Origin of the sequence: Novosphingobium sp. (assembly GCF_019748365.1) — a bacterium.
Classification (GTDB): domain Bacteria; phylum Pseudomonadota; class Alphaproteobacteria; order Sphingomonadales; family Sphingomonadaceae; genus Novosphingobium.
The window spans coordinates 1-12488 of the sequence record NZ_JAIEPN010000112.1 but is presented as its reverse complement, the minus strand read 5'-3'; the positions used below and the strand labels follow the sequence as shown (position 1 = coordinate 12488).

10 protein-coding genes are annotated in these 12488 nt (G+C 58.2%); 8 read left to right on the top strand and 2 right to left on the bottom strand.

What is annotated here, in order from left to right:
• Positions 1-3407: putative Ig domain-containing protein (locus tag K5Q19_RS13895; RefSeq protein ID WP_292946211.1), on the bottom strand; the 3407-nt coding region annotated here is incomplete at its 3' end.
• Complete coding sequence (locus K5Q19_RS13890; RefSeq protein ID WP_292946209.1) at positions 3407-4291, bottom strand: hypothetical protein; 885 nt, start codon at positions 4289-4291, stop codon at positions 3407-3409. The genes K5Q19_RS13895 and K5Q19_RS13890, both read right to left, overlap by 1 nt.
• Positions 4292-5014: 723 nt before the next feature.
• Between K5Q19_RS13890 and K5Q19_RS13885 the strand changes: the two genes are divergently transcribed.
• The 8 genes from K5Q19_RS13885 to K5Q19_RS13850 all read left to right on the top strand — a co-directional run bounded on the left by K5Q19_RS13885 (position 5015) and on the right by K5Q19_RS13850 (position 12102).
• Positions 5015-5599, top strand: a complete 585-nt coding sequence (locus K5Q19_RS13885) for a ParB/RepB/Spo0J family partition protein (protein ID WP_292946207.1) — start codon at positions 5015-5017, stop codon at positions 5597-5599.
• 342 nt (positions 5600-5941) lie between these two features.
• The gene (locus tag K5Q19_RS13880) at positions 5942-6229 is read left to right on the top strand and encodes a hypothetical protein (RefSeq protein WP_292946205.1); all 288 of its coding nucleotides are present in this window, start codon (positions 5942-5944) and stop codon (positions 6227-6229) included.
• 301 nt (positions 6230-6530) lie between these two features.
• Positions 6531-7370 carry a lytic transglycosylase domain-containing protein gene (locus K5Q19_RS13875; RefSeq protein WP_292946203.1) on the top strand — a complete coding sequence of 280 codons (840 nt, stop codon included), beginning with the start codon at positions 6531-6533 and terminating at the stop codon, positions 7368-7370.
• A gap of 15 nt (positions 7371-7385) precedes the next feature.
• On the top strand, positions 7386-7691 hold the full coding sequence (locus K5Q19_RS13870; RefSeq protein ID WP_292946201.1) for a TrbC/VirB2 family protein: 306 nt from the start codon (positions 7386-7388) through the stop codon (positions 7689-7691).
• A 5-nt stretch (positions 7692-7696) separates the two neighbouring features.
• Positions 7697-7993 (top strand): VirB3 family type IV secretion system protein, encoded by a 297-nt coding sequence (locus tag K5Q19_RS13865; protein ID WP_292946199.1) that lies wholly within the window; start codon positions 7697-7699, stop codon positions 7991-7993.
• A 5-nt stretch (positions 7994-7998) separates the two neighbouring features.
• Positions 7999-10410, top strand: a complete 2412-nt coding sequence (locus K5Q19_RS13860) for a VirB4 family type IV secretion system protein (RefSeq protein ID WP_292946197.1) — start codon at positions 7999-8001, stop codon at positions 10408-10410.
• Positions 10407-11351 (top strand): hypothetical protein, encoded by a 945-nt coding sequence (locus K5Q19_RS13855; RefSeq protein ID WP_292946195.1) that lies wholly within the window; start codon positions 10407-10409, stop codon positions 11349-11351. Before K5Q19_RS13860 ends, K5Q19_RS13855 begins: the two co-directional genes overlap by 4 nt.
• A gap of 19 nt (positions 11352-11370) precedes the next feature.
• Positions 11371-12102 (top strand): type IV secretion system protein, encoded by a 732-nt coding sequence (locus tag K5Q19_RS13850; protein WP_292946193.1) that lies wholly within the window; start codon positions 11371-11373, stop codon positions 12100-12102.
• The last annotated feature ends 386 nt before the right edge of the window (positions 12103-12488 follow it).

The following is a 12488-nucleotide window of genomic DNA, read 5'->3' as shown; positions in this document are numbered from 1 at the left end:
AGTTCCGTAGTCACGTCGCCAATATTATCGACCACATAAACGTCGTTGCCACTGCCGCCCGTCAAAGTGTCCGCGCCGGTCCCGCCACTGAGTGTATCCGTACCAGTACCGCCTGTGATGGCATTGTTGAGGGTATTGCCGGTGAGGGTCTGTCCGGTTGTGCCGGTGCCGGTCAGGTTCTCGACATTGGCACCGAGCGTGTAGCTGACCAGCCCCGTGCGCACCGTATCCACGCCCTCGCCTGCGTTCTCGGTCACCGTGTCGGCGGCCACATCCACCACATAGGTGTCGTCACCAGCCCCGCCGCTCAGAACATCCGTACCAGTCCCGCCATCAAGGCTGTCATTGCCTTCACCCCCATTTAAGGTGTCATTGCCCGAGCCACCAGATAGGGAATTGGCTTCAAAACTTCCGGTGATCAGGTCGGCACCCGCACCGCCGATCACATTTTCGAAATCATACAGGATCAAGTCACCCTGAGCTTCGCCACCAGAAACAGTTCCAGCGTTGAGATCAACAACCACGCTGCCGACGCTTGATGCATAACTAAGTGTATCGATGCCATTTCCCGCAAAAAGCGCATCGGGGCCGGTACCACCAGAGATGGTATCATCACCGTCGCCGCCCAATATAGTATCAGCCCCTGATGTACCGGCAATAGTATCGTTGCCCGATGTGCCGACGACCTGCAAATCCTGCGGCTCCAGCACAACAAAAAAGCTGGTGGATCGGGTAAGTGAACCGTCACTGGCCGTAACACGGATATTGTAGCTCCCGACATCAGGCGCAGAGCTTGCTATGGAAAAAACGCCGCTGGCTGAATTGAAAGTGATCCAGGACGGCAACGCTCCGCCACTGTCCAGCGAGGCGCTTAAAACGAGGGAATTTCCATCCGGATCGGTGAAAAGATCTCCTGGCAATGTGATTGATGCGATTTTTCCCGCAATAAAACTCAAATCCTGAACGATATTGGTAATTTCAGGTGCTCTGTTGGGTGTTGCCGGAGGTGGAGTATTATCGCCATCATCAGGTAAAGCTGGCTTTACTGGATTTGCTAGATCACTTCCATTGGGTTCTACTGCTTTCCAGACATCCTTTCCACGCAGATCAAGTACATCGCCATTATCTAAGTCAAACTGCGTTATGGTCGAGCCGTCTACAATAGTAAAAGTAACTGGTATTTCTGTCCACTTTGTAATTCCGCCAAATCTATCAGCAACAGGAACGATTTCAAACGTCCTAAATCCGCGAGTTGCTGCAAATAATTTACTATAATCTAACTCAAACAAAGTTCTAAGATCGAGATCGGTGATCGCTATTCTCGCACCACTATACTGCGAAGGTACAGCAAAACCTGGCGAAAATTCGCGACCCAATGGCCCGAATGACGGGTCAAGTATCACTTCCTCAAAACTTGAATCTATGAAAATTGGCTTATTCAGATCAAAATTTGCGGCTGTAAAATTCAAGATTAGTTTATCAGTTCCAGAACCACCACTGTAAATACCTTCCACCTGATTCAAAAGAGAGATTGTGTCATCGCCTGCACCGGCATCGACTGCGGTCTTTGTCAAAAACGGCGCACTCGGCGTACCCTGTATCAAGAATGTTTCATTCCCAGTCCCGCCAAGAACTCTCTCGATTCCGACGAGTTCATCCCGGTCACCGGTCGTTACATTATCGACAACAACACTACGTTGCCCTTGTGTGAACGTACCCGCAGTCAGTTTCAGGGTCTGAGAAGCGCCGGCCGCCGCGCTGAAATCAGCCGTGTCACGCCCGGCCCCGCCGTTCAGGTAGTCACTCCCGACGCCACCTTTCAATGTATCGTTGCCATTGCCACCAATCAGAATGTCAGTCCCCGCGCCCCCGTCCAGTAAATCGCCAAAGCCATTTTCATTCTTCTCATTGCCGCCGATCAGAATATCGTTTCCCGCACCAGTTTTGATGACGTCATTTCCAGTGATGCTACCTGTTCCGCTGCCTCCCACAACGATAATGCCACCGACACCGCTGCCGCGTGGGGAAGCTAAGGTTAAGGCGGAATAATCCTGATTAATCGATTTCTCGTCCTGGGCTATGACGATCTTGGTGACATCTTTCCAGGCCTCATTCGTCGCAGCGAAGGCAAACTTATTGAATGCGGCATCGCCCGCAACAGAACTGTTGCCTGCCGCATCCATCAGGCCTTGAACGAGTGTTTTGACGCCAACGACTTGCTGTTGACCGAAGCCACTATAAGTTGAAACAAACTCGGACGCGTTGATATCAATTTCGAAAGAAAGGGTCCCGTTGACAGTGAGAATACCGGCCTGGGCGGTAGCGCCGCTACGCGCGGCGTTAGCAACATCACCACCATGTTGCACAATAATCTGCGCGATACCTTTCAAGACAGACGCAGTTTCGACGTAACTGGAGATTTGGCCATTTTGAATCAAATTGCCGAGCTTGTTTTCGTCGTTGAAGAGTGCTGTGATACCAGCGTCGCCAAAGGGCTTGTACCCTTCATCAATGGCGGAATATCCAAGCATTGTTCGAAGTTTATCGTCAATTGCTGATGAACCACCAGAGCTGTCACTTAACCCTAATGCCCTCCCTATGTCCTTGTCGAACAACGAGATACCTACAGATTTATGGGCATACTTCCAAGATTTGTCATTTAACGTGTCGCCATACATGTTGACGACAAGCCATGACTGGCTGTGTAAGTCAGCAGCGGAAAGATCGTTTAAACCAAGTGCACCATCCGACACGGCACGCAGAAGACCATTCTCAGCATTATCCCTTGTTATTCTTGCTACTTCACCGGGTGCGAGGAAGCCTCTAAACCTGCTTGGCGGAAAAGAGCCATCTGGAACAGCACCCGATCCGAAATAATAATCACGCCAAGTTGTATCCACTGCGGTAAGCAATGAGGTAACAGCGCCTTGCCAGCCGATTGGATCGTACATGGTTGTGTTGCCGCCATAGAGTGCAGTCACAAACCCGGCGAGTGCGCCACCAAGTGAGTGGCCAGTAGTTTCAATGCCTGTGGCTCCTGTTGCCGCAATTTCTTGGAAAAAATCCGCAGCAAGTCGGGTCTCAGCGCCGTTATATTTGTCGGCGAACCAAATTGACCAAGCAGGGATGTCGCCAACGGAACCAGACTTAAGGCTTGGCGATGTTTGATCTGTACCTCGATATGAAATTGTTGTATTTCCGTTCCATATATAGGCTTGCGCGAAAAAATTAGCTGGTTGATCTAGCCGCGCCCCTCCAGAATCCTTCAGGATTGATGAATTTGATCCAAGATTCGCAATTCCGATCGCCGTGCCGCTGACAACTACACCTGCATTGTAGTCTCTATTGTATACATCCATTGCTAAAATAGCTCTAAAAAGATCAGGACTGTTGTTTGAGATGCTCATTATATAACCCTCTTAAGATGTTCTATATTTAGTCGGAAGCTATCTTGTGGACGCGTGTCAATGTACGCGCCTCGATTATTTGATTTAAGCCACGGTAATGGCTTCGATAACCACGTCAAATGCTTCTCAATTCCGCTTGTGACCTGTTGACCTGTAATTCCAAAATAATTGAGAGGCCAAATGCCAGCCGAGACCATCTTCAATGTGACCCCCCTGAAACTGTAGCCAGAACCGAATGTCTCACTGATCGTATCGATCACCGCATACTGCTCGCGCTTGGGCTGTATAGTGAGAGGGTCGCGATCTTGTGGCCCGACGCCGGTTGCATAGACAATTTGCGCAGTTGCTGGATTATTCAAGTCGGAAAACGTAACGATTGTTGGTATCAGGGCTGGTATGAGCTCAACCGAACCTTCCAGCTTTAGCCCTTCAGCCAATGCTTCTGCAGAGCCCATGCCCCATGGCTTTTTCAGTAACGCTGTTGTGGGTAGCCAAGCCATCTGGTTCACGTCCGCGCCTCTTGGCCCGTGCACCAGCAGCATCACAAGATTGCGCGCATTGCCCAGATCAAGAAAGACTGCCTCGCCTTTCAACCGGTGGTTCGAAACCTCACCGCGACCAATCACTTGTTCCAGCCCGTACGAAGCCTCCATCACACCAGAGGCTTCACGCACGCCTTCTGGCGTATTGACCGAAAGCGTCAGTCTGAAGCGATAGGTGCCAAGGTCTTTCCCAAGAAAGCCGCAGCCTGCCAGCATTGAGGAACCCAACATCGCAAGAGCGCTGCGGCGTGAGAGACCAATTGCATACATGCCGCTAAAAACCCCTCGCCTGTCAGAATTCTCCGGTTCGAAAAGCAGCACCCGCTTGCGTAACAAGCCCATGAGTCGGTCATTTATCAATCCAACAATTCCAATTCTGATCGGGATAATTTGGGCGGTAAATGAGTAATTCAGCGAAACAAACTAATATGCAGGAGGGGTTTATATCACTCACGTCAGTACTGAATTTGCGTGTTTGGCCTGATCCCATGAAGCCTTGCAAACTGACCTTTACGACAAATGCGAATTTCCAACGTGCGCAAAAGACCAGATAAGCGAGCGCAAGACAAGGGCGCTGGAATGTGAAAAGTCCAATATCTGGCTTTTGCCATTTTTTTGATCGCCTGACCGAAAAAGAGATTGACTGATAGCGGTCCACATGTCGACTTCCCTCGCTGCTTCGCAACACCGAACGAAGCACAAACGGTTGATATAATGCATTTTTTTCGGGCAGACTCTAAGGGCAACAAGCTTTTGCGGGTGGAAGGCTGCTGTTGAGATGGGCAGCAGGAGGCACGTCGCTACCGCGACCATGCTCTATTCCGCGCCGCTGCGCTGTGCTTCACCAAGCCGCCGGTGTCCTCGATTATCGCTTCAACACCCGTCGTCTTGGCCCATATGAGTGACGATCCTTCGTGCGAGGATCCTTGCGCGCCAGGACTGGCGCCGATGGAGGGGAGCGGTGTTCCCCTCTCCCCGGTTCCGCACCTGCTCGAAGGAACAGGGCAGGCCTGTCCCTTCGGTTCATGAAGACAGGCGGCGCTTTGCTACCGACGGAGAACGATCATGACCATCACCACGATCACGGCCAACACCTGCATTGCCCTGTCGAAACTGACAGCCAGCAAGGACAACGTGCGCCGGACCCAGAGCGAGGCCGGGCTGACGGAACTGTGTGCATCCATTCAGGCGCACGGGCTGTTGCAGAATCTGACGGTGCGGGCAGCGGCCAAAGGCAAATACGAGGTTGTCGCGGGCGGGCGGCGTCTGGCGGCGCTGCGCAAGCTGGCAGGCCGCAAAGGCAGCGGCGTCACCAAATCCAGCCCCTTCCCGGTGCATGTGCTGGACGGCGAGAACGATACCGAAGTGTCGTTGGCTGAGAACACGGTCAGGGTGAATATGCATGTCGCCGATCAGGTCGAGGCGTTCCGCAAGCTAATCGACGAGGACGCCATGTCCCCCGAACAGTTGGCCGACCGGTTCGGCATCAGCGTGATGACGGTGAGGCGGCGCATCAAGCTGGCCAAGGTCAGCCCGCGCGTCATGGATGAGTTCCGGGCAGGCACCGCCACCTTGAAGCAGATGGAGGCGCTGGCGGTGGCGGATGACCATGCCGAGCAGGAGGACGCATATTTCACATTGCCGGAGTGAACCCGGGACGCGAGCCATATTCACAACCGCCTGACCTCCGACAAGCTGAGAGCCAGCAGCCGGCTCGTCCGGTTCATCGGAATCGAGGACTATATTGAAGCGGGTGGCACCATCACGCAGGACCTGTTCACGGACGAGGACAACCAGTTCCTCGACGACAAGGGCCTTGTCCTGAAACTCTGCACAGAGCGGCTCGAAGCGACAGCACGGGAGATACAGGCCGACGGCTGGAAATGGGCGGAGCATTTTCTCAGCGAGAGTGACTGCCGCCAGCACCTGCCCACCCTGCCCTCTTTCCAGCGTGAACATTCCGCCACTGAGGATGCCGAGGTGGCAAGCATCATGGCGTTCATCGAGGAGAATAAAACAGCCTATGAGGCAGGTGACCTCACTGACGATGAAACGGCAGACTACGAGGCTCGTATCGCGCGGATGGATGCCATCGATGCAGCGTGCATTGGCTATGATCCGGAAGCCATGGCGCTGGCAGGCGTCCGGGTGTTCCTCAACCATCAGGGCGAGGTTCATGTCCGGCGCGGCCTGTTGAAGGCCGAGGACCAGCACACGCTTGCGGCCCGCGAACGGGCCGCGCCGCAAAGCGAGCGGGAGGCCGAGGCACCGATCAGTTGACGCTAAGTCCTTCCACTGCCCAAGCCATGAGCGATCAAGAGGTGGCGTACGCTGGTAGCCAGCATCGCCACGCAGATCTGCCATCACACGTTACGAGCGACAGAATCGCGGCTTACTCAAGGAACCACGGCACGCTAGTGCGCGCTGTCACTGTGACGAGCGATGGCGGCAACCGAGCATAAGAAACCCGCATCCAGTCGCCGCAAGTTACGAGAGTCCGCTGACCCGCTGCTTTCCCCTGCATTTTCAGCCTTGCCGTTTCCAAAAAGTCATTATAATAAACAAATGACCGGAGGAACTGATGCGCACAGCTGTAGCGATCTCGACTCTCGTATTGGCGACCTCGGGCGCATCCGCCCAGACGGCCAAGTCGCAGGATCGCGTCGCAGCCCAGCCGCCCGCTACCCTTGCCGTCGGCCAAGACGGCGTCCTGCGGCCCGTCAATCCACCGTACCAGCCGACGCAGATTGTCGGTGCTCCTCCCCTACCCAGCGGGTCGATCACCTCGAGTACTAGCAGCAGCCCAAAAGATATCGACCACCCCTGCCCTGGCGCGCCGCCGCTTGACCGCTCCGCCGCACAAGACCTCGTGAAGCGCGTTGCCCAACAAGAGAACTTCTTCCCTGATTTCGTACAATCGGTAGCCAAGATCGAAAGCACCTTCGTCTCGAACGCCTTTTCCGGCCGCGCCTATGGGTTGATGCAGCTGACGCCCGCGACGGCCGAGCGCTTCAAGGTCGATATCTGCGATCCGGAAGACAATGTGCGCGGCGGCGTGCGCTTCCTGCGCCATCTCCACGCGCGCTTCCGCAATCCTTTCTACATCCTGGCGGCCTACAACGCCGGTGAACAGACGCTGATCGAGCGGAACGGACTGCCGCCATCCTTAGAAACCCTCACCTACATCGCCCGGGTGATGGACGACTACTACGAATGGCCCGCCATCGCCGACGGCACGCGCCGCGCCGAAGCCGAGGCCGCCGACGCCCGCGATCGCAGTTTGGCCGGGTCCCCACAACGGATCGGAACCACGACGGCCTCCCTGCCGGCGGAGCGACGCCGATCGCGAGGCGAACCTCGGCCAGCAACTGAATCAGGTCCCATCGAGTGGAAGGGTGGCTTTGTGGCCAATTTCGACTGAACAGAGGAGCAAAACATGGTTCGACTGTCGCATCTGATCCTGACCGCCCAATGCGCACTGATCGCACTTCAGTCGAGCGCCTTTGCCAACCAGCTCCAGCCCGTGCAGAGCACGCTGCAGCGGCTAGTGCAGACCCTGACCGGGCCGATCGCCACCTCGCTCGCAATCCTCGCCGTGATCGCGGCGGGGTTCCTCGCCTTCGTCGGGCGCCTCAACTGGTTCTTCGCCGGAAGCATCATCTTCGGCATCGTCCTGGTCTTCGGCTCGGCCCAGATCGTGTCCTTCTTCCAGTCCGCCGTCGGCGGCGGTGGCGGAGGGTAAACGCCATGGACGAACGCGATCTCGAGGAGCCGCTAATCACACCGTTGGTGAAGCCGCTGACGGTCTCGCCGACGATCCTCGGCGTGCCCTATTCGTATTTCATGTTCACCGGTGTCTGCACGGCGGTGATCTTCCTCGCCACCAAGAACCTCTGGTTTCTGACCAGCTGCCTGCCGATCTATGCCGCAGGCCGCATCCTCACCCTCAAGGACCATCGCATCTTCGACATCCTCGGCATCCGGTTCCGGCGCTGTCCGCCGCGCAGCCGGGCGTTCTGGGGTGCGGACAGTTACAGGGTGTAAGGGAAATGGTCGCACAGGCGCTGATCAATGAACTGACCTTCGGCCGGGTGGCGAGCCGGGAACTGCCGGTCGCACGGCATGTCCCCTACGTCCGGCATCTGCAGGATGAGGTCATCAAGCTCAATGACGGCGTGCTGATGACCGTCCTCAAGCTCGACGGGTTCTCCTTCGAGACTGCGGATCAGTCGGAATTGAACGTCCGGCTGCTGGCTCGCAACGATTTCCTGCGCACGCTTGGCAATTCCCGCTTTGCGCTCACCTCGCACATCATCCGGCGCGAGGTCTTTCCCACGATCCCCTCGAGCTTCGACAATGCCTTCTGCCGCGAGCTCGACGAGCGCTATAGGACCTCGCTGGGCAAGAAGCGGATGTTCGTCAACGACATCTACCTGACCCTGCTGCGCCGCAACATGCAGGGCCATGTCGGCACCTTCGATGTGATGATGAAGCGGTTGATAGGCAAGCGCGACGCCGCGGGCGAATCCGTCGATGAGCAGACCGCCTTGACGGAACTTCTGGAAGCCGCCGCCGCTCTCAAGCAAAGCCTCGGCCCTTATGGCGCAAGGACGCTTCGTGTCGTCAAGCGCGACGGCGTCTGGATGTCCGAACCGCTCGCGTTTCTGGTGCAACTGCTCAATGGCGCCCTGCCCCGGCCGATGGCCCTGCCGCGCATGCCACTTTCCGAAGCCTTGGCGACAAAGCGGATTTCGTTCGGGAGGAACGCCGTCGAGATCAGGGGCGCGTCGCCCTCTGACTCCCGCGTCGGCGCCATGCTCTCGGTCCGCGAATACCCCGCCTATACCGGACCCGGCTCGATCGACAATCTGCTGGCCGTCCCGCACGAGTTCATCGTCACGCAATCCTTCGGCATCGTCGACCGGGCAGAAGCGCTTTCGACCATCAACCTCATCGGTCGCCAGGTCGACATGTCGGATGAGGCCGGCACCATCGTTGCGGAGCATCTGGCTGAGGCCCGCGACGAGTTGCTGGGCTCGGCCGCTCTCTATGGCGAGCACCATATGAGCGTCTTCTGCCTCGGCCGCACCATGCAGGACCTTCAGGCCTGCGTCACGGCGGTGGGCGGGGCCCTGACCGACCGCTCGATGCTCTGGACGCGCGAGGATCTCAACTGCGAGCCCGCCTTCTGGGCCATGCTGCCGGGCAACTTCGGCTATATCGCTAGGCGGAGCCTGATCAGCTCGAAGAACCTCGCGGGCTTCATCTCGATGCACAACTACGCCTCGGGCCGGCAATCGGGCGGGCATTGGGGCCTGCCGATCTCGATCCTCGAGACCTCGTCGCAAACGGCCTATTTCTACAACCACCATGTCAGGGATATCGGCAACTTCACCGTCGTCGGCCCGACCGGGTCCGGCAAGACGGTGTTCATGTCCTTTATCTCGGCGCAGACCTTGCGCATCCAGCCAAGGCCGAAGCTCGTCTACATCGACAAGGACAGGGGCGCCGAGATCTTCATCCGCGCCATGGGCGGGCAATACGAGGTGCTGACCCCCGGCGAGCCCACTGGATTCAACCCCCTGATGCTGCCGGACAATGGGGCGAACCGGGAGTTCCTGTTCCAGCTCTTCAGCTTCATGCTCAAACCCCCGAGCCTGCACGAGACACTGTCGGCCTCCGAGCAGCAGGTCATCCGCAACGCCGTAAACACCGTGCTCGCCGGCGGCCCTGACGGGCGCACATTGCCGGAATTCGCCACTCTCTTGCGAGGCCGCCTTCGCCAGAACGAAGGCGATCTGATGTCGCGCCTGAACAGCTGGGTGGCGCCGGAGCAGAAAGGCTGGCTCTTCAACAATCCATCAGACAATTTCTCCGTTACCTCGATCTTCGGTTTCGACATGACGCGCGTCCTCGATCTGCCCGACATCCGCACTGCGGCGCTGATGTACATCTTCCACCGCATCGAGGAGCTCTTTACCGGCGATCCGGTGATGATCTTCATCGACGAGGCCTGGAAGATGCTGGAGGATCCGGAGTTTGCCTACTTCATCAAGGACAAGCTGAAGACCATCCGGAAGAGGAACGGCATCGTGGGCCTCGGCACCCAGACGGCGAAGGACATTGTCAAATCGCCGGATTCCAACACGATCATCGAGCAGTCGCTCACCAACATCTTTTTTCCGAACGCCAAGGCCGATGACGAGAGCTACAGCGAGGCTTTTCGCCTGAGCCGCCGCGAGGTCGCCTGGATCCGCGAGAATGTGCCCGAGGGACGCCAGTTCCTGATCAAATCCGGCCAGGATTCCGTCATCGCCCGCCTCGATCTCTCCTCCATGCCCGATCTCATCCGCGTTCTCTCTGGCCGGACCGAGACGCTGGCCGAATGTGCCGCCTTGCGTAAGCGCTTTGGCGACGATCCGGCAAACTGGCTGCCGCAATTCCTCGGGAGGGCGGCATGAGGATCTGGCGAGCTATCGTGGTCATGGCCGCTCTTTTATCTGCGAGCAGCGCGGCGCTCGCAGCCGTGCCGACACGCGACCAGGCGATCCTCAACCAGCGTACCGAGACATCCACGGTGAAGGTCCGTCTGCTGGACACAACAAAGAAGACCGACACCAACACCAGGGGCATCCGCTGCGCCACAACGACCGGCCAGCGGGGAACGACGCGCGATACCACGCAACCTGTCACTCCCAACGGCGGTGACGCTCGCGTCCGGCAGTTCGATCCCGGCGTCCAGCGCGCGCCGGATACGACAAGCAGTCCTCCCAGCAATCCCCCCATCAACCCCGGTCGCAATGCCCAACAGCGCGCTTTTATGGATGGCACCTCGACCGTCGTCGGCGGCGTGGACGTGACTGCCGCGATCATCCCGGACACGCAGGCGCAATACAGACAATTGGGTCAAGGCGTCGGAACCGCGCCGACCGTCATGGGTGCGCTCGACCAGAACAGCGCGGTGCGTATCCAGAACGGCATCACCTGGAACCAGACCACGCAATCCACCAATCTGCTCGTGCAGGCGCTGAACACCGCAAGCCTCTTCAATGTCGGGCAGCTCAGCACCAGCGCAGGTGGCATGGCTACCGGCTTACCCGTGCCGAGTCCGACAGGCAGTGGGATGTGTGCGGCGGGCTTTGTCGGCCGCGGTACAACTGATGATCCTTGCCGACCCGCCAATACGGTCTGTTCGACCACGCCGCCAGGCGTCGCGCCGGACCCGGCCTGCGTTTCCCAGCGCTATATCGACCGGAGCGGCAATGTCGCGGTCTATCTCGGCGGCGTCCAGGACGCCTCGCTGACCGAGCTCCTATCGGCCCCGGCCACGTCCGTCGCACCACCCGTTTCATCCCAGCCCACCGCTGCCGACATCACGGCAGCGCTTCAATCCTACCGATAGCCAGGAAAGGGAAACGACCATGGAGAGGATCAAGGAGAAGAATGTGACCCATTGGATCGGAATTCTCGCCGCAGCGATCCTGTGGAGCGACGTGGTTCAAGCGCAGGTTCCCGTCAACGATGCGGCCAATCTCGCAAAATCCACCGAGATCGCCAACACCACCAACGACATCCTGAACGTATCCCGCGACATCATGCAGAATACGCAAAGGACGCTGCAGGCGGTGACTGGCGACCGGACGGGCCAGGCAGGTTCGCTCGCCAACATGGCGCTGGGTGGCGGATTCTCGATGGGGCAGGCCCCGTCGCTCGGCTCGCTCCTGTCCGGAGGACCGCTCTCGTTCCAGGGCATGGGATCCTCGCAAGGGATGGTCTCGCAGCTCATCAACGGCCTGCAGCTCGTCCAGTCACTGTCGGGCCTGATCAACGGCCAGCGGACAGGCAATGACCAGGGCTACCGCAACTCAGTCAACATGGCGGCGACCATGGCCGGCCTCGTTTCGTCCACCCAAGGAGCCATCCAGCAGCGCAGCCAGGCCTTCACTTCCGGCGGCCAGCAGATCGGCTCGGCCCCCGACCTCAAGGGATCGGTCGATCAGAACACGCAGGTCCAGATCCAGACCGGCCAGACCATCAACGAACTGACGGGGGTGGTGAACAACGCGGTTGCAGCCACCAACCAGCAGAACCTTGAACGGCTCCAGCTTCTGTCGTCGACGGCGCGCGCCATGTCCGTCACGCCTGGGCAATGACGGGGAAGCTGTGATGGGCACCCTCGCGCACATCGCCGCCCGTCTCGCGTCCGCGTCCGCGCTTGCGTCGGCTCTCTGCGGATGCGGCTATCGCGAGCTCAAGGCGCCGTGCGGTCCCGACGAAGGCAAGCTGTCGACCGCATCTTTGGCGATGTCCTATGCGCCTGTCGCGCCATTACCCATCTCAGGTTCTCCGCTCGACCGGCTGGGCGGCGGCATTCCCGTCTCTGATCCGTGTGGCCCGCTGCGACCCCTCAATGGCCGCCGGACAGCGTCAATCGGATCTACGAGCGGTGAACCGCCATGAACTTCACGGTCGACGCCTTCCTCCAACGGGTCGACCAGATCGGCACGACCTTCGTGCAGAACGCCTATCAGCAATTGGC